At 65.3% G+C, this 18,460-nt stretch carries 16 protein-coding genes; 6 read left to right on the forward strand and 10 right to left on the reverse strand.

What is annotated here, in order from left to right:
- Positions 1 to 8 precede the first annotated feature (8 nt).
- The 8 genes from rseP to rpsB form a co-directional block, all read right to left on the reverse strand.
- The gene (rseP, locus tag F791_RS0111665) at positions 9 to 1,370 is read right to left on the reverse strand and encodes an RIP metalloprotease RseP (RefSeq protein WP_019592664.1); all 1,362 of its coding nucleotides are present in this window, start codon (positions 1,368 to 1,370) and stop codon (positions 9 to 11) included.
- Complete coding sequence (gene ispC / locus F791_RS0111670; protein ID WP_019592665.1) at positions 1,367 to 2,572, reverse strand: 1-deoxy-D-xylulose-5-phosphate reductoisomerase; 1,206 nt, start codon at positions 2,570 to 2,572, stop codon at positions 1,367 to 1,369. Before ispC ends, rseP begins: the two co-directional genes overlap by 4 nt.
- Before the next feature lie 20 nt (positions 2,573 to 2,592).
- Positions 2,593 to 3,402: a phosphatidate cytidylyltransferase gene (locus F791_RS0111675; RefSeq protein WP_019592666.1), complete on the reverse strand. Its 810-nt coding sequence runs from the start codon at positions 3,400 to 3,402 to the stop codon at positions 2,593 to 2,595.
- Positions 3,403 to 3,412: 10 nt separating this feature from the next.
- Positions 3,413 to 4,165 carry a polyprenyl diphosphate synthase gene (gene uppS / locus F791_RS0111680; RefSeq protein WP_018994240.1) on the reverse strand — a complete coding sequence of 251 codons (753 nt, stop codon included), beginning with the start codon at positions 4,163 to 4,165 and terminating at the stop codon, positions 3,413 to 3,415.
- Positions 4,166 to 4,179: 14 nt separating this feature from the next.
- Positions 4,180 to 4,737 (reverse strand): ribosome recycling factor, encoded by a 558-nt coding sequence (frr, locus tag F791_RS0111685; RefSeq protein ID WP_012982883.1) that lies wholly within the window; start codon positions 4,735 to 4,737, stop codon positions 4,180 to 4,182.
- On the reverse strand, positions 4,730 to 5,467 hold the full coding sequence (gene pyrH, locus F791_RS0111690) for a UMP kinase (RefSeq protein WP_019592667.1): 738 nt from the start codon (positions 5,465 to 5,467) through the stop codon (positions 4,730 to 4,732). Before pyrH ends, frr begins: the two co-directional genes overlap by 8 nt.
- A 122-nt stretch (positions 5,468 to 5,589) precedes the next feature.
- Complete coding sequence (tsf, locus tag F791_RS0111695) at positions 5,590 to 6,459, reverse strand: translation elongation factor Ts (protein ID WP_018139616.1); 870 nt, start codon at positions 6,457 to 6,459, stop codon at positions 5,590 to 5,592.
- Between the two features lie 113 nt (positions 6,460 to 6,572).
- Positions 6,573 to 7,355 carry a 30S ribosomal protein S2 gene (gene rpsB / locus F791_RS0111700; RefSeq protein WP_018139615.1) on the reverse strand — a complete coding sequence of 261 codons (783 nt, stop codon included), beginning with the start codon at positions 7,353 to 7,355 and terminating at the stop codon, positions 6,573 to 6,575.
- 292 nt (positions 7,356 to 7,647) lie between these two features.
- On the opposite strand from rpsB, the gene map reads away from it, so the two are divergent.
- Positions 7,648 to 8,433: a type I methionyl aminopeptidase gene (map, locus tag F791_RS0111705; protein WP_018139614.1), complete on the forward strand. Its 786-nt coding sequence runs from the start codon at positions 7,648 to 7,650 to the stop codon at positions 8,431 to 8,433.
- Positions 8,434 to 8,443: 10 nt separating this feature from the next.
- Positions 8,444 to 11,125, forward strand: coding sequence for a [protein-PII] uridylyltransferase (glnD, locus tag F791_RS0111710; RefSeq protein WP_019592668.1), 2,682 nt, complete (start codon positions 8,444 to 8,446; stop codon positions 11,123 to 11,125).
- 64 nt (positions 11,126 to 11,189) lie between these two features.
- On the opposite strand, the gene F791_RS0111715 is transcribed toward glnD, so the two are convergent.
- Positions 11,190 to 11,951 carry an OmpA family protein gene (locus F791_RS0111715; protein ID WP_019592669.1) on the reverse strand — a complete coding sequence of 254 codons (762 nt, stop codon included), beginning with the start codon at positions 11,949 to 11,951 and terminating at the stop codon, positions 11,190 to 11,192.
- Complete coding sequence (locus F791_RS0111720) at positions 11,948 to 13,051, reverse strand: hypothetical protein (RefSeq protein ID WP_019592670.1); 1,104 nt, start codon at positions 13,049 to 13,051, stop codon at positions 11,948 to 11,950. Before F791_RS0111720 ends, F791_RS0111715 begins: the two co-directional genes overlap by 4 nt.
- A 234-nt stretch (positions 13,052 to 13,285) precedes the next feature.
- On the opposite strand from F791_RS0111720, the gene F791_RS0111725 reads away from it, so the two are divergent.
- From F791_RS0111725 to wrbA, 4 genes are all read left to right on the forward strand, one after another.
- Positions 13,286 to 14,143, forward strand: coding sequence for a phosphate/phosphite/phosphonate ABC transporter substrate-binding protein (locus tag F791_RS0111725; RefSeq protein ID WP_018139610.1), 858 nt, complete (start codon positions 13,286 to 13,288; stop codon positions 14,141 to 14,143).
- A gap of 75 nt (positions 14,144 to 14,218) precedes the next feature.
- Positions 14,219 to 14,611, forward strand: coding sequence for a DoxX family protein (locus F791_RS0111730; RefSeq protein ID WP_018173970.1), 393 nt, complete (start codon positions 14,219 to 14,221; stop codon positions 14,609 to 14,611).
- A gap of 255 nt (positions 14,612 to 14,866) precedes the next feature.
- On the forward strand, positions 14,867 to 17,665 hold the full coding sequence (locus F791_RS0111735) for an EAL domain-containing protein (RefSeq protein ID WP_019592671.1): 2,799 nt from the start codon (positions 14,867 to 14,869) through the stop codon (positions 17,663 to 17,665).
- Positions 17,666 to 17,764: 99 nt separating this feature from the next.
- On the forward strand, positions 17,765 to 18,385 hold the full coding sequence (gene wrbA, locus F791_RS0111740; RefSeq protein WP_018139607.1) for an NAD(P)H:quinone oxidoreductase: 621 nt from the start codon (positions 17,765 to 17,767) through the stop codon (positions 18,383 to 18,385).
- Positions 18,386 to 18,460 lie beyond the last annotated feature (75 nt).

The following is an 18,460-nucleotide window of genomic DNA, read 5'->3' on the forward strand; positions in this document are numbered from 1 at the left end:
TTTCGGGGTTACCCGAACAGACGTGTCAAATCGTTGTAGAGGGCCAGCAACATCAACCCGGCGATCGCGAGGATGCCGAACTGCTGCCCGATGATCTGGGCGCGCTCGGACACCGGACTCCCTTTAACCGCCTCCACCGCGTAATACAGCAGGTGGCCACCATCCAGCAGCGGGATCGGCAACAGATTGATGATCCCCAGCGACACACTCACCAGCGCCAGGAACCCGAGGAAGGCCGAGATCCCGATCACCGCTGTGGTGCCCGCAAACTCGGCTATGGTAACCGGTCCGCTGATGTTTTTGACCGAGGCCTCGCCGGTGACCATGCGCCAGAGGATGCCGACCGTCAGTATCGAGACATCCCAGGTACGGGCCGCCCCGGAAACCAGCGCCTCCACGGGGCCCTGGCGCACCAGTACCGCCATCTCGCGCGCCGCGGGCTGGTCCGGATCCACCCCGGCACCGATGCGCCCGATGGTCTCGCCATTGGTGGCGATTGCCTCCGGCTTAACCCTCAGCTCGACCGTTTGGTCACCACGTTCCACCTGCACGACCTGTTCACGCTCCGGGCTCGCCTGAATGCGGCGGACCCAGTCGTTCCAGTCGTCGATCGCATCACCGTCCACGGCAAGAACACGGTCGCCAGGCTCAAGCCCGGCCGCCGCCGCGGGACTGCCCGACTCGACCTGGCCGATGCGCGGCACCAGTGCCGGGCGATAAGGCGCGAGCCCCACCTGCTCCAGGAATTGCCCCTGGCCCAGGATCGCCTGACGATCGCGCAGATCCAGCGTGCGCTCCACCTCGCGGCCATCGCGGTCGCGCACGAGAACCGGCACCGTATCACCCCGTACGGCATGGTCAAGGAGCCGAAGGTTCGTTTGCTCCCAGTCCCGTACGGCACGCCCGTCCACCGCAAGAATCTCTTCGCCACGCTCCAGGCCCGCGACCGCCGCCGGGCTGTCCGCGGTGATGTCGCCCACCACCGGTCGCACCCCGCCAACGCCAATCATGAACATCGCACCATAAGCGACGATCGCGAACAGGAAATTCGCGAGCGGGCCGGCGGACACGATGAACGTGCGCGCCTTCAGACCCTTGTTGTTGAAGGCCCGATCCAGTTCTTCAGGCGCGACATCGCCCTCGCGCTCGTCGAGCATCTTCACGTACCCGCCAAGCGGCAGAGCCGCCACGACGAACTCCGTCCGATCCCGCCCGATCCGGCGGCTCAGCAACGGCCGCCCAAACCCGACCGAGAACCGCAGTACCTTGACTCCCATCGCGCGCGCCGCCAGGTAGTGCCCGTACTCGTGCACCGTCACCAGCACACCGATGGCCACGGCAAACGCCAGCAGACTGGTCAACAGCGTCATGACACCGCCCGGCGCTGCAGACGCCCGATCTCGCTACCGGCATGAGCGCGCGCCTCGGCATCCGCCGCCAGCACACGCTCCAGGGAATCGGCGGCCTGCGTCGGCAGAGCGTCCAGCGTCCGCTCGATAACCACCGCGATGTCGCTGAAGGCCAGGCCACCCGAGAGGAACGCCTCCACCGCGACCTCGTTCGCCGCGTTCAGCACGGCGGTAGCGGTACCGCCCTGCTCCATGGCGCGATAGGCCAGCCCCAAAGCCGGGAACCGTTGGGCCTCCGGCTCGCGAAACTCCAGCGGCCCCACACCCAGAAGATCCAGTGGCGCCACTCCGGACGCCACCCGATCGGGCCAGGCCAGCGCATGCGCGATCGGCGTACGCATATCGGGATTGCCCATCTGGGCAAGCACCGAGCCGTCGTTGTACGCCACCATCGAGTGCACGATGCTTTGCGGGTGCAGAACGACCTGGATGGCCGAGGGCTTCACCGCGAACAGCCAGCAGGCCTCGATCACCTCCAGCCCCTTGTTCATCATCGTCGCGGAATCGACCGAAATCTTGCGCCCCATGTCCCAGTTCGGGTGGGCACAGGCCTCGTCCGGCGAGATGTCGCCAAAGGTATCGAGAGGCCGGTCGCGGAACGGGCCACCCGAGGCGGTCAGCCAGATGCGCTCGACGCCATGCGGCGCCACCTCGTCCGCGCAGACGTACCCCGTCGGCAGACACTGGAAAATGGCGTTGTGTTCGCTGTCGATCGGCAGCAGGCAGGCCCCGGAACGACGCACGGCATCAATCAATAGTGCCCCGGACATGACCAGTGCTTCCTTGTTGGCCAGGAGCACGCGCTTGCCGGCCTCAGCCGCCGCCAGGGTCGGCAGGAGCCCAGCCGCACCGACAATGGCGGCCATCACGGCATCCACCTCCGGCGCCTCCGCCACCTCGGCCAGTGCTTCCGGCCCCGCTCGCACCTCCGTGGGACAACCCGCCGCCTCCAGTTCGCGCTGAAGCGCGTCCGCGGCCGCCTCCTCGGCAACGACGGCCACGCGCGGTCGCGCCTCCAGACATTGCGCCTTCAGACGTTCGACATTGCGATGCGCAGTCAGCGCATAGACGTGAAAGCGATCCGGCTGGCGCGACACCACATCCAGCGTGCTGACGCCAATACTGCCGGTGGAACCGAGAATGGTGATCCGCGTGGGGCTCATAACGTGTTACCTGCGAATTCTCATGCCCCGGGGACGGGCAACAAGGCCAGCCAGAGCAAGCCGGCCAGAAAGATCGGGGCCGCCGCGATCAGGCTGTCGATGCGATCCAGAATACCCCCGTGACCGGGTAGCAAGGAACCGCTGTCCTTGGCTCCCGCCTGGCGCTTGAGGATGCTCTCGAACAGATCGCCCACCACCGACACCAGCGCAATCAGGATCGACAGCAGCACGAACACCAGCGCATCCATGGGCACCAGCCCCCAGACACCGGCCACCACTACGGCCAGAGCGAACACCGCGCCCAGACCGCCGAGCAGCCCTTCGCGGGTCTTCCCCGGACTGATATGCGGAGCCAGTGCGGTACGCCCGAAGGCCTTTCCGGCGAAATAGGCACCGGTATCGGCAAAGCCCACCAGAACGATCAGGTACACCACGAGCCAGGGCGCCAGCGCATGCAGCCAGACGACGGCCATCCCCGCGGGCACCAGCGTCAACACCGCCGCGACGGTGAGCAGCTTGGGGCGCGGACCACGCCCATCGATCCCCGAGCGGTAAAACGGTAGCGCCAGCACAATCAGCAGCCACCAGACAACCGCAAACAGGAGAACCAATAAATGCACGGGCTGCGCCAGCGTCAGCCCCAGGGCCACCAGTGGCACCAGCACCAGCAGCACCAGCACCGCACGTTCCCAGGCGACGTGCAGTCCGGTCAGCTCGCCCCACTCCCAGGTGGCCAGCCCAATTCCCAATGCCATCAACGCCAGCACCGCCCAGTTGGGCCCGAACGCGATCAGTGCCAGCGCGGGCAGCCCGATTACCGCGGCGGTCATTACACGGGTTCTAAGCACCGGGGACCTCGGTCGCTGAATAGGCCCCGGCCGACACTCGCCCAAAACGCCGCTGGCGCTGGGCATACCAGGCCAGGCTGCGCTCGAAATCCTTCTCGCCAACATCCGGCCAGTAGGTCTCGATGAACAGTATTTCGGCGTAGGCCGCCTGCCACAGCAGGAAGTTGCTGATGCGTTGTTCGCCACCGGTGCGGATCAGCAGGTCCACGTCGGCCAGACCGGTCGTACTCAACTCAGCCGCAAAGGCGGACTCGGCATCACCATCGGCCTCCGCCCCCCCCTTGGCCACCCACTTCCTGGCCGCCTGCAGGATGTCCCAGCGGCCGCCATACCCCAGCGCCACCACCAAGCACATCCCCTCATTGCCGGCCGTGGCCTCTTCGGCCTCGCACATGCGGGTTTGTAGCGTTGGGGGAAAAGTGGCGCGATCGCCGATGAATCTCAGGCGAATGCCGCGCTCGACCAGCTCGGGGAGCTCTCCCTCGATGGCTGTGACGAAGAGTTCAAAGAGCGCCTCGACCTCGGAACGGGGGCGCCCCCAGTTCTCACTGCTGAAGGCAAATACCGTGAGGGACTGAATGCCGTGTTCGGCGTAGAAACGCACAGCCCGGCGAGTCGCCTCCAGACCCTCGCGGTGGCCTTCGGAGCGCTCCAAGCCACGGGCCTGGGCCCAGCGCCCGTTGCCATCCATGATGATGGCAACGTGGCCGGGCAGCGCGGGGTCGGTGGCGGAGGAAACCGGCATACAGGGGTGGCCGGTCAGACTTCCATCAACTCGGCTTCCTTGTCCTCGAGCAATGCATCGATCTTGGCGATGTGGTCGTCGGTGAGCTTTTGCACCTGTTCCTGTGCCTTGCGCTCTTCGTCTTCCGAGACCTCCTTGTCCTTCACCGCCTGCTTGAAGGTATTGTTGGCATCGCGCCGGATATTGCGCACTGCAACACGCGCATTTTCGGCCTCCGCCCTGACCACCTTGACCAGGTCGCGGCGGCGTTCTTCCGTCAGCGCCGGCAGCGGCACCCGGATCACGGTGCCCATGCTCGCCGGGTTCAGCCCCAGATCCGAGGTCATGATCGCCTTCTCTACCTTCGCGACCATGTCCTTTTCGTACGGCACCACGGCCAGGGTGCGCGAGTCCTCGGCGTTGATGTTCGCGACCTGATTGATCGGCACTTCCATGCCGTAGTAGTCGACATGCACATGCTCGAGCAGACTGGGGTGCGCGCGACCTGTGCGGATCTTGGCCAGCTCGTTGCGCAGGGCCTCGATGCTCTTGTCCATGCGCTGGCGCGCGTCCTTGATCGTGGCGTCAGTCATCTCGGGATCCCTCGACCAGGGTTCCCACCGGCTCGCCCATCACCAGCCGGCGGAGGTCCCCTTTTGCAAACATGTTCATCACGCGGATTGGCAGGCCGTTGTCACGACACATCACCAGCGCGGTCGTATCCATTACACCCAGACGGCGTTCCAGCGCCTCGTCGAACGTCAGCCGTTCATAACGGCGGGCATCCTTGCTCTTCATCGGGTCCGAATCATAGACCCCGTCCACCTTTGTGGCCTTGATCATCAACTCGGCATTGATCTCGATGGCGCGCAGCGAGGCGGCGGAGTCGGTGGTAAAGAATGGGTTGCCGGTTCCCGCGGCGAACACCACGATCCGGCCCTTTTCCAGATGCCGCACAGCGCGGCGGCGAATGTAGTCTTCGCAGACCTGATTGATGCGGATGGCCGACATCACGCGGGAGAAGCGGCCTGCGCGTTCGATCGCATCCTGAATGGCCAGGGCATTGATGACCGTTGCCAGCATGCCCATGTGGTCGCCCGTAACCCGGTCCATGCCACCCTGGGCGAGACCGGCGCCACGAAAGATGTTGCCCCCTCCGATCACGATGCCGACCTCGACACCCATGCTCGAAAGCTCCGACACCTCTTCGGCGACCTGCGCCAGGACATCCGGGTCCACCCCATAGGATTGCCGGCCCATCAGGGCCTCCCCACTCAACTTCAGAAGGATGCGCCTGTACGCGGGCTGCCTGTCCTGACTCATTGGGCTCCTTTATCGGGCTCGGGTCCTGCACCTGTCATCAATGGCCGTGAATGCCGGCCGGCGAGCGATGCGGGCGCGTCCTGCGCCCGCATCGGGAGTCTACGCCAAAGCGATTCGGCGAATCAGGCCCCGCGGGCCTGGGCCATCACTTCTTCGGCGAAGTTCTCTTTTTTCTTCTCGATCCCTTCACCCACCTCGTAGCGCAGGAAGCCGGTGACCGAGGCGCCCTTCGCTTCCAGCAGCTGGGCAACGGTCTGATCCGGGTCCTTCACAAACGGCTGGCCCACCAGGGTGATCTCGGCGAGGTACTTGCGAATGCGGCCTTCGATCATCTTCTCGATGATGTTCTCCGGCTTGCCGGACTCCTCGGCCTGCGCCTTGAAGATCGCGCGCTCCTTGTCGAGCAGCTCCTGCGGCACGCCGGACTCGTCCACGCATACCGGCTTCGAAGCCGCGATATGCATGGCAACGTCCTTCGCGAGGGCCTCGTCGCCCCCCTTCAGGCTGACCACCACGCCAATACGCGTGCCGTGCTGGTAGAAACCCAGCGCGTCTTCGGCCTGCAGGCGATCGAAGCGGCGGACCTGCACGTTCTCGCCAACCTTCGCGATCAGCTGGGTGCGTTGCTCCTCGAGGGTCTGGCCATCAACGGTCTCGGCCATCAGGCCTTCCACGTCGCCCGCGCCGGAGCTCAGGGCAATCTGGGCGCACTGCGCGGAAAAGGCACGGAAGTTGTCGTCGTTACCAACAAAGTCAGTCTCGCAGTTGATCTCGACCAGCACGGCCTTGTTGCCCTCGCTGACGATCTCGACGCGACCTTCGGCCGCCACACGACCGGCCTTCTTGTCGGCCTTGGCCATGCCGGACTTGCGCATGGCCTCCACGGCGGCTTCCAGGTCGCCCCCGGTCTCGGTCAGTGCCTTCTTGCACTCCATCATGCCGGCGCCAGTGCGCTCGCGCAGTTCTTTCACTTGGGCAGCAGTAATCTGCATCGGGAAGTACTCCTGAAAATTTCGTCAATCGAGCCGGCCACGCAACAAACCGGGGCCGGCTCTTTGGTTCAAGTGGCCCGGGCGCGGTATCGCGCACCGGGCCCGATGCCGACTCAGGCCGGGTTGGCCGGGGCCGCCTCGCTGGATTCGGCACTGCCACCAGCAGCGGCGTCTGCACCCGCGAACTCGTCCTCGGACACGCCGCCCGTGGTCACCGCGCCCTTGGCCTCGATGATCGTGTCGGCGATCGCAGCCACGTAGAGCTGGATCGCACGCATCGCGTCATCGTTGCCCGGGATCACGTAGTCCACGCCTTCCGGCGAGTGGTTGGAATCGACCACCGCGACGACCGGAATACCGCGCTTCTTGGCCTCGGCCACCGCGATCTTCTCGTAGCCGACATCGATCACGAACATCGCGTCGGGCATGCGGTTCATGTCCTTGATGCCACCCAGACTGCGCTCGAGCTTGTCCTTCTCGCGGCGGCGGGTCAGCGCTTCGCGCTTGTTCAGCACCTCGAAGCTGCCATCGGCGTCCATGGTCTCCAGATCCTTCAGGCGCTTGATCGACTGCTTGACCGTGCTGAAGTTGGTCAGCATGCCGCCCAGCCAGCGATGGGACACGAACGGCATGCCGCAACGGCGCGCCTCTTCACCCACCACTTCACGCGCCGAGCGCTTGGTGCCCACGAACATGATCTTGCCGCCGTCCGCGGCAATCTTGCCGAGGAAGTTCAACGCGTCGTTGAACATCGGCAGGGACTTTTCGAGGTTGATGATATGAATCTTGTTGCGTTCCCCGAAGATGTACGGGGCCATTTTGGGATGCCAGTAACGCGTCTGGTGGCCGAAATGCACACCGGCTTCCAGCATCTGTCGCATAGTCACGAGGGACATGAGGTTTCTCCTGTAACGGGTTGAGCCTCCACGCATCCCGATCTGAAACCCGAGCACGAGACCGTAGCCTCCTGGCGGGCACCCGACAGACCGTGTCGATGCGTGTGTGGATTTAAGTTCGCGAGACCGCCGGCTGTTGGCCGCCTCCCGGCCCCGCCGAATTGCCAGCGAGGCGCGCGCTTTATAGCATAGGACGCTGACTTGAACCAACTATCCGGGCCCTGATTGGCGCCGTGTCGCGGGCTCCCGAAACCCGTCGCGCGAGCCCTCACAGGTCTCGACCGGAGCCCCCATGTCCGTAACCATCAAGACCCCCGAAGAGATCGAACACATGCGCGTCGCCGGCCGCCTGGCCGCCGAGGTCCTGGAGATGATCGAGCCGCATGTGCAGGCCGGGGTCACCACCGGCGAGCTGGACCGCATCTGCCACGACTACATCGTGAAGACCCAGGACGCGATCCCCGCGCCGCTCAACTACCGCGGCTTCCCCAAGTCGATCTGCACCTCGGTCAACCATCAGGTGTGTCACGGCATCCCGGGCGATCGCAAGCTGAAGAACGGCGACATCCTCAATATCGACATCACCGTGATCAAGAACGGCTTTCACGGCGACACCAGCCGCATGTTCGTGATCGGCAAGCCCAGCATCCAGGCCCAGCGCGTGATCGACGTCGCGCGCACCAGCATGTATCTCGGCATCCAGCAGGTACGCCCCGGCGCGACCCTCGGCGACATCGGGCACGCGATTCAGCAGTACGCCGAGGGTCAGCGCTGCTCGGTGGTGCGCGAATTCTGCGGCCACGGCATCGGGCGGGGCTTCCACGAAGACCCGCAGGTGCTCCACTACGGCAAGCCGGGTACCGGCCTCAAGCTCGAGGAAGGCATGTGCTTCACCATCGAGCCGATGATCAATGCCGGGCGCCGGCATACCCGGATCCTCGCCGACGGCTGGACCGCCGTCACCAAGGACCACAGTCCGTCCGCACAGTGGGAGCACACCCTGCTGGTCACGGCCGACGGCTACGAGATCCTGACCCTGCGCAAGGACGAGACACCGCCCCAGGAACTCGCGGCCTGAGGAGGTGCCCATGAGCACCCTGCCCGCCGGCGGCACGCCCAGCGAGGCCGACGCGCCCGCGTTCTCGCCCGACTGGGGCGAGGACTACCAGCGTCTGAGCCGCAATCCCGGGAATATCGCCCTGTTCCGCGACCGTCGGCATGCGATCCTCGAACAGCAATACCAGGGCTTTCGCGACGGCATGCCGATCGAGGACCTGATCCTCGGTCACGCCCGGCGCATCGACGAAATGCTCAAGCTGATCTGGGCCCAGCAGGGCCTGGCCGACGACGACCGCCTGTGCCTGGTCGCGGTGGGCGGCTACGGGCGCGGCGAGCTGCACCCGGCCTCCGACATCGACCTCCAGATCGTGATCGATGGCACGGCGGACCGAGAGGTGTTCGACCGGATCAGCGCGTTCGTTACCTTCCTCTGGGATATCGGGATCGAGGTCGGGCACAGCGTGCGCAGCATCGAGGACTGCACCCGCGAGGCCCGCGACGACATCACGGTCGCGACGAACCTGATCGAGTCGCGCTATTTAAGTGGCAATTTAAGTCTTTTCAACGATTTTCGATCCGCGATCGACTCCGATCGCATCTGGGACTCGCGTAGCTTCTACGCGGCCAAGCTCGCGGAACAACAGGCCCGGCACCGCCGCTTCGGCGAGACCGGGTACCGCCTGGAACCCAACGTGAAGGAAGGCCCCGGCGGGCTGCGCGACATCCAGATGATCGGCTGGGTGACCAAGCGCCACTACGGCGCGGAACGTATCGAGGAGCTGGTCTCGCTGGGCTTCCTTCGCGAGGGCGAGCTTCACGAGATGCTGGAGGGCCAGAGCTTTCTCTGGCGCGTGCGCTTCGCCCTGCACATGCTCGCCGGGCGCCGCGAGGATCGGTTGCTGTTCGACCTCCAGCGCCAGCTGGCCAACACATTTGGCTTCGTGGACCAGAACCACAATCGCGCGGTCGAGCAGTTCATGCAGCGCTATTTCCGCACGATCAGCGATCTGGAGCGGCTCAACGAACTCCTGCTGCAGCACTTCAACGAGGCCATCCTCGACGACCCGGAGGCCCTGCAGGATCCAGTGCGCATCCATCAGCGCTTCCAGGTTCGCGGCGGTTATCTGGAAGTGGCACACGACCAGGTCTTCATGATCTACCCGCCGGCCCTGCTGGAGGTCTTTCGCCTGTTGCAGGAGCACCCGGAGATCCAGGGCATCCGCGCCTCGACCATCCGCCTGATCCGCGCCCACCGCCATCTGATCGACGGCCACTTCCGCCGCAACCCCGTCTGCCGCACCCTGTTCATGGATATCCTGCGCGCGCCCCGCGGCATTACCAGCCAGCTGCGCCGCATGAACCGCTACGGCGTGCTGGGCAACTACCTGCCGGCCTTCGGACGCATCATCGGGCGCATGCAGTACGACCTGTTCCATGCCTACACGGTCGACGAGCACACCCTCAACGTCGTGCGCAACGCGCGCCGGCTGGCCCTGCCCGAATTCGCCCACGAACAGCCGCTCGCTCACCGCATCTACACCGAGCTGGAACGCCCGGAACGGCTCGTACTGGGGGCCCTGTTCCATGACATCGCCAAGGGTCGCGGCGGCGACCACTCGGAGCTGGGCGCCCACGATGCCCTGCACTTCTGCCAGCAGCACGGCCTGTCGGACGAGGACGCCGGCCTGGTGGCCTGGCTGGTGCGCTCCCACCTGCTGATGTCGCTGACCGCCCAGCGCAAGGACATCTCCGATCCCGATGTCGTGCTGGCCTTCACCCGCGAGGTGCGCACCCGCGAACGCCTCGACTTCCTGTACCTGCTGACCATCGCCGATATCCGCGGCACCAACCCAGAGCTATGGAACAGCTGGAAGGACTCGCTGCTGCAGACGCTCTATCACGCCACGCGCAACCTCCTCGAACGCGGGCTCGACGCGGCCCCGAATATGGACACACAGATCCGCGAGACTCGCGGCGAGGCCCTGCAGTTGCTCCAGGGGCGCGGCTTTGGGGCCCACGACGCCGAGGCCCTGTGGGACGAACTCGACGACGAGTACTTCCTGCGCCACTCCGCCGACGAGGTCGCCTGGCACGGACAGGCCCTGCTGCCACTGAAGGCTGACGAACTGCCGCTGATTCTCGTGAGGCCCAAGACCTCGCGTGGCAGCACCGAGATCTTCGTCTATGCGGAAGACCACCCCTACCTGTTCGCCCGCATCACCAGCGCGTTGACCCAGCTGGGTCTCGACATCGTCGATGCCCGCATCATCACCACCGCGGGGGGACGTACGCTGGACACCTTCATGGTGCTGGAGAGCGGCGGCGGCCAGACTGTGGATGCCGGCTACCGCAGCGACGAGATTCGCCAGTACCTTGCCAACGAACTCACCCGCACCGATGGCGAAAAGTCCCCGGTAAGCCGCCAGTTACCACGCCGCCTGAAGCACTTCGATGTCGATACGCGAATCGAATTCGAACCCGCCTCCGTTGGGCAGGCGACACGCATGCGGCTGCGCGCGCTCGACCGCCCCGGACTCCTGTCGACCATCGGCCACATCCTGGCTGAGCACGCCATCGACGTACGCACGGCCCGAATCGCCACAGCCGGCGAGCAGGTGGAAGACAGCTTTCTGCTGGAATGCAACGCCGGCGGCCCCCTCACGGAAGACCAGCAGGACCGCCTGCGCGATGCCCTGTTGGAACGCATCTAAGGAAGCGCCGAACAATCAGCGTTTCCCTAACGGCCACCGGCGTCAAAAGTCCGCAGTGCATCGATCAGGGTGAACGCGCCTCCAGCGGTTCCGGTGACGGGCGGGCCTCGGCGTTGCCCAGCAGCCGCGCCTCGAAGTCCGTCAGTACGCTGAACTCCACTCGCCGCGAGGCCTCGCGGTCCTCTTGCCCATCGGCATCCAGCACCCGCCGCGACGAGGACAAGCCGACCGCAGCCACGCGCGAGCGGAACCAGTCGTCCTCCTGCAGGGGCTCAAGCCGGTAGGCATGCTCCAGCACTGCTCGGGTGCGGCGCTGGCTCAGGTCCATGTTGCCAAAATAGGCATCGATCGCATCGTCGCTTCCGGCCCACTCGCTGGAGGTATGCCCCTCGATACGCACCTCGCGTATCACGTCCGCAAACGGGCGCAGCTGCTCGGCGTAACGCGGCATGAAATCGTCCAGGATCGCCTCGAAGCGCGGGCGGATGCTCGCGGAACTCCGCTCGAACAGGACCTCCGGCTCGCGAAAGCGCAGCGTCAGGGTGTCGCGGTCGAGTTCGGCATTCCAGCGGGGCAGATCCTCGCGAAACTCCTCCTCCAGCACCGAGTAGATTGCCGCCCGCAACGCGGCGGCCTCGTTACGCGCCTCGACATGCGCCGCGCTCGAGCGTTCGACCTGGACCATATGCAAGAGCGCCAGGAACAGGAAGATCATCATCAACGCGGCCATGAGGTCCGCCACTGCCAGCCAGTGCGACCCCTGATCCGCCTCGTGCGCTGCGCCGCCGGTGCGTGCACGGCGTCGCAGCAACCAGCGCAGGATCACGACCGCGCTCCCACGGTATCCGCCGGCGTCGCAACCCCCACTGCGAACGCGTCACCCCGCCAGCGCGACTCGGCCGCGCGCCCGGACTGCACGGCGTTCTCGATGCTCTCCAGCATCGCCTCGAGCCGCGCATCCATGGCCGGGAAGGCCTCGGTGGCTCGATCACGCAGCGCGGCGATCGCACTTAGCAGGGCTTCCAGCTCCACCGTCTCCCGGCGCAGACTGGCCAGCGTCGCATCCTGCTCCTCGACATGCCGCGTAATCTTCAGCGCCTGCCCGGTCAGACGCTCCAGGGCACCCTCGCTCTGCTCGACGCCCTCGCGTGCCTGATCGAACGCCCGGTGCAGGGTATCCATCTGCTCGCGATAGCGATCCTGCCAGTCCACCAGCCGCGCCACCGAGTCATCCAGCCGACGAAAGTTCTCGCCAAACTGTTCGCCCAGGCGATCATTGAAGTCGCGAATGACCTGTTCCAGCGCGGCCACTAGATGCCCGCTGCTGAGCTCGCTCATACGATCCGCCAGCCCCTCCAGGCTCTGCTTCAGTTCGTGGTGCTGGGTCTCGAGACGCTGGTCCAGGCGACGGTCCATCTGCTGCACCGCCTGCAGCAGGGCTCGCGTCGCATCACGCTGCTCGGCCAGCACGCGCTCGGGATCACCGCTGACCTGGGGATCGCCCCCGTCATCCGTTGCCATCACCGGCGCCGGCATCATCACCTGCAGTACGCGCAATACCGACGCCAGCAGGATGCCGACGATGCTGGTCACGAACGCGAGCTTCAGCCCCTCCAGCAACGCCGGAATGCTCGCCTCTACCCGCGCCGCATCGAAGTCGATCAGGCCGATCGCCACCCCGAGGAACGTACCCAGAACCCCGAGCGTGGTCAGCAGCGCCGGCGCGGCACCCTGAAACGCGTTCGCCCGGCGAAGCGTCAGCGCCATCAGGGCCACCAGAAAGAGCGCGAACAGCAACAGCGAAAAGGCCCCGATAACGGTGAGCGGGGTCAGCCCCTGCAAAGTGGCGAGCAACGCCTCGGCTACCCGGTCGAAAATGGTCATCTTGATTCCTCCGGCCGCGCCCGTCGACGCGGTCATCTGCATGCGAGACCGCTTCATGCAAATTCGACGCCAGCCCCCTCGCAACCCGCCCGATGAGACGCGCCCGGGCGGATTCAACGGATTCCCGACAGCAGCACGAACGAACGTCCGGCTGCGGCGCCGATTTATTGACGCATGGACACACCGAGTGCGGTTGACTATAGACACCTGTAAGCCCTGCCGCCGGGATCCCACCCGATGGACCAAGCCAGTGCCGGAGCGCCCCCTCCAGCCGCCATGAGTCGCCGGCCCCGCCGATGGGGGCCGGGACTGATACTGGCTCTCGCCCTACTCACCGGGCATGCGCTCGCGGACGACACCTGGGAGCTTGGGCTGCAGCCATTCGCGAGCCCTCACGACCTCTTTCAGCGATACGCACCACTACGCGACTGGTTCGCGGAGGTACGGCAAGCGCCCGTTCGTCTGGAGGCCTCACGGGACTTCCTGCATTTTCTCGAACGCCTGCAGACTGAGCGCTACGACGTGGCGATTGTCGCCCCGCATGTCGTGCCCGCGCTTGGAGAGAGCAGCCCGTACCGACCGCTCGTACGCTCACGCGACGAACTGGCCATGATCATCGTAGTGCCCATGGACACCTCCCCCCGGCAACTGGCGGACCTGGAGGACACGACGCTGGCAACCCCCGCCCGTCACAGTCTGGGCACTCGGCTGGCTCGAGAGCGAGTCGGCGCGGTGTTCGACAGTGAAGATCCACCCGTCCGATTCCTCGAGTTCCCGCACCACAATGCCGCCGTGTCGGCCATGCAGCGGGGGCTTGCCGAAGCCGCCGTGCTCGTGATCGATGCCCGCGCCCTCGACCCTCCTCGCCCGCTCCGGGACGAACCCCGCACCATCGCCCTTGCCGATGGCAGCCTGGCCCGCATCCTGGCCCAGTCGGACCCCTTCCCCGGCATGACCATCGTGTTGCACGAACGCGCGCAGAGGGATGTTCTAGAATTGGAGACGCTGTTCCTGCAGCTCTCCGACACCACTCAGGGGCAACAACAGCTCAGAACCTTTGGCCACCCCCGTGGCTTTGAACCGGCGAGCCCCGAGGACTATCAGGCCTTCAAGAGTCTCATGGACGACCTATGAATGTGATCGCTCGACAGGTTGGCCACACCGATCAACTACACCCTCCCCTTGACCAGGGAACCAGGAGAAAACGATATGGATAACATGCTGGACGACACCGGGAAGCTGATCCTGCGACTGGCGCTGGGCGTCATGATCCTGCTGCACGGGATCGACAAGATCTCCGGAGGCGTGGGACATATCGAGGGGATGCTGGCCGGGGCCGGGCTACCCGGCGTGCTGGCCTATGGCGCGTATATCGGGGAGGTCCTGGCACCCGTCCTGTTGATCATTGGCCTGTATGCAAGGATTGGCGCCGTACTCATCGCGGTCAACATGCTGTTCGCCATTGGCCTGGCGCATGCCGACGAGGTCGTCCAGCTGACCCAGCACGGCGGCTGGGCCATCGAACTGCAGGCCATGTTCCTGTTCTCGGCGATCGCTCTCGCCCTTACCGGCCCGGGTCGCCTCGCGATCAACCGCTATTAGAGTCGCCAAGGCTCGTGCCGACCTTGCGGCACGAGCCCACTGCGGTGCGGCGATTGAGGCGTTCGACCTAAAGCGTGTCCGCCGTCTCGCATTGAAGAAACCAACCCCCCGTTAAGGTAGAGTAGCAAGACTTTTTTACGATGATCCCGCTCGGCGCGGGTTGCCCCGGACGCCAATGTTTCGTCTCTTGCTCGCATCAAAGCCGCACCGCGTCCCGCCGTTCCTTGCCCGCTCTGGCCGGCCTGTGGCGCTTTCATGCGCCTGAACGTCGCCTGGCAGATCATCATCGGCACCGTCGCGATTCAGGTCGTGATGGTCGCGGCGCTGCTCTTTAGCGGGATCACCCAGGTCCAGCAGAACCAACAGGAGGTTCTGGAGCGCACAGCCGAACAACAAAGCCGGCTGCTGGGCTCCGCCCTGACGCCCGGCCTGGCCTACGCCGACCCCGCGATGCTCCAGGATCTCCTCGACCTGCTGGGGGACGACTCCAACGTCCTGTACGCGGTCGTACTCGACGCTAGCGAGCGCCCCATGGCCTCGGTCGGTGTCGCCCCGGACACCCTCCCGGCCGCCGAAGCGGGCGTGCGCAGTGAATCCGGCCAGGTCGAGATTGCCCGGCAGATCGAGCTTTCCGGTCAATCCCTGGGGACCGTCGCCGTTGGCTACTCGACCGATGCCATCGACCAGCTCTCGACCAACCTGCTGGAACGCAATGTCTTGCTGGCCCTGGGCGTGCTGGGGCTCTCGATCCTCGCGGCCATTTTGTTCGCCCTGATGACGACCCGCCGCCTGCGTCTGCTCCTGCAAGGGGGCAGGGCCCTGGAGGCCGGGCAGCTTGACCATCGGGTACGCATCGATTCCCGCGACGAGTTCGGCGACCTGGCGCGGACCTTCAACGACATGGCGGCCCACCTGGGCACCACACAGTCCACACTGCTCCAGCAAAACCTGCAGTTGAATCGCTCCGTCGCCCGCCTGGAGTCCATGCTGGGCGGGGCCAATGCCATCCTTTGGGAGGCGAACCCCGGAAACCACGAATGGGAGTTCGTCGCCGGAGACACCCGCAAGCTGCTGGGCTTCCCCTCGCGCAACCTGGGGCGGGGGGAACTGCGTGCCCGGCATATTCACCCGGACGATCTGCCCCGTGTACGCGATGCTGCGCGCGAGCCCGGCAACGAACCCAAGGTCGTCGACTACCGCTTCGCGCACCGCAACGGGCAGTGGATCTGGCTGCGCGACATCCTTTCCTGGGCCGAGGGCACGGGCAGCCCTCGCAGCCTGCGCGGCCTGACCCTCGACGTCACCGCCCACCGACGGGCCACCGCGGCCCTGAAGGAGAGCGAGAACCGCTACCAGGATGTCGTCAACCACATTTCCGAGGTGATCTTCCGCACCGATGCCGAGGGCCGCTGGACGCTGCTCAATCCAGCCTGGGAGAGCCTGACAGGATTCCCGGTCGAAGAGACCCTCGGCAAACCGATGTGTGCCTTCGTGGATCCCGAGGACCAAGACGACGCACAGAACTTCTGTGACACCCTGCTAGAAGGGGGCACCCACGCGCAGTCCGAGGAAATCCGCCTGCGCACGCACGACGGCAGTCATCGCTGGGTCAGCATCTACGCCAGTGCGCGCTTCGATGAAGACGGCCAGATCATGGCGACCTTCGGCACCATGATGGACATCTCCGACCGCAAGGAAGCCGAAGAGGAAATCCGTCGCCTGGCCTTCTTCGATGGCCTGACCGGGCTGCCCAATCGCACGCTCCTGCACGACCGTCTGGGTCAGGCCCTCGCCAACACGGCGCGCTCGCGCCACCACGGCGCGGTCCTGTTCATCGATCTGGACAACTTCAAGGACATCAACGACACCCTGGGACACGCGGTTGGAGATGATCTGCTGCGCCAGGTCGCCCGCCGCATGGAGGACTCCGTGCGCGAGGCCGATACGCTCGCCCGCCTGGGCGGCGATGAGTTCGTGGTCATCCTCAACGACCTCCACCCGGATCCGGCCCGCGCTGCCACCGAGGCCGAGGCGGTAGGACGCAAGCTGATCAATCTATTGCGCGAGCCCTTCGAGCTGGCCGGCCAGAACCGCCACGTCACCCCCAGTATTGGTGCAACCCTGTTCAGCGGCCACAGCCTCGGCGTGGAAGAGGTGCTGAAGCAGGCTGACCTCGCCATGTATCGGGCCAAGAACGCCGGGCGCAATACCGTGCGTTTCTACGACCCCGGGCTGCATCGCGCGGTGGAGGCCCGCTTCGAACTCGAAAACGAGCTGCGCCACGCCCTGGACGAGGATCGATTTACCATCGTCTATCAACCCCAGGTCGAAGCCGACGGCCGAGTCATCGGCGCCGAGCTGCTGTTGCGCTGGCCGCATCCGCAGCGCGGCGCGATCTCCCCCGGCGAGTTCATCCCCATCGCCGAGCAGACCGGCCTGATCGTTCCCATCGGGCGGAAGGTGCTGCGCACCGCCTGCGCCCAGCTCGCTGCCTGGCAGCACATCGCCGCCTTCCGGGAACTGACCCTCTCGGTCAATATCAGCGCCCGGCAGTTCCGCAACAAGCACTTCGTCCAGCAGCTGCGCGAGATCCTCCAGGAGACCGGCGCCCCGGGCGACCGGCTGAAACTCGAGCTGACCGAGAGCATGCTGCTCGAGGAGATCGACACCGTCGTCGCCCACATCGACGAACTGCGCACACTGGGCGTGGAATTCGCCCTGGATGACTTCGGCACCGGCTACTCGTCCCTCGCCTACCTGAAACAGCTCCCACTGGCACAGCTGAAGATCGACCAGTCCTTCGTGCGCGATGTGCTGGACGACCCCAACGACGCCGCGATTGCGCAGATGGTCGTCAATCTGGCCCACACGCTGGACCTGGACGTGATTGCCGAAGGGGTCGAAACGGCCGAGCAGCGGGCCTTCCTGTTCGGACTGGGCTGCCGCCACTTCCAGGGCTTCCTGTACGGCTACCCGGGTGACTTGTCGGACCTGGAAAGGGCGGTACTCGGGACATCACCCGCGCAACAAAGCGCCGCGCAGTCACCCCATTAACGGTTCTATTTAATCGAACAATAAAGCCATTAAAAGGCCATTTTTGTTCGGTTTAATGCGAATTAAGCTGGACCTCGATTAAACCCGGAGGTCCTTCCCATGAGCACCAAAGTCCTGATCCTGTACTACTCCACCTGGGGCCATATCGAGCAGATGGCCGAGGCGGTCGCCCGTGGCGCCCGCGAGATCCCTGGCACCGAGGTCACGATCAAGCGTGTCCCGGAACTAATGCCCGAGGATGTCGCAAAGCAGGCCGGGGCCAAGCTGGACCAGGCCGCCCCCATCGCCAGACCGGAAGAACTGGCGGACTATGACGCGGTCATCATCGGCACCCCGACCCGCTTTGGCCGCATGTCCGCGCAAATGGCCAATTTCCTCGATCAGACCGGTGCGCTGTGGTTTGGCGACAAACTGGTCGGCAAGATTGGCTCTGTATTCGGTTCCACCGCCTCGCAGCACGGGGGCCAGGAGACCACGCTGGTCTCGACCATCGTCAACCTGATGCACTACGGCATGACCATTGTCGGGCTGCCCTACACCGAGAAGCGGCTGCTGGATATGAGCGAAATCAGCGGCGGCACACCCTACGGTGCCACTACCCTGGCCGATGGCGACGGCTCGCGTCAGCCGAGCGAGAACGAACTTGCGATGGCCGCCTCCCAGGGCCGACATGTCGCCGAGGTCACACGCGCCCAGGTCCTGGGACGCCAGGCCAGCTAACCGGTATCGGCCTGCCCAAAGGGGCGGCCTTCGCCGCCCCTTTGCGGTACCATGCGCGGCCGAATTCCCTCGGTC

The organism is Thioalkalivibrio sp. ALRh, assembly GCF_000381425.1.
Lineage (GTDB): Bacteria > Pseudomonadota > Gammaproteobacteria > Ectothiorhodospirales > Ectothiorhodospiraceae > Thioalkalivibrio.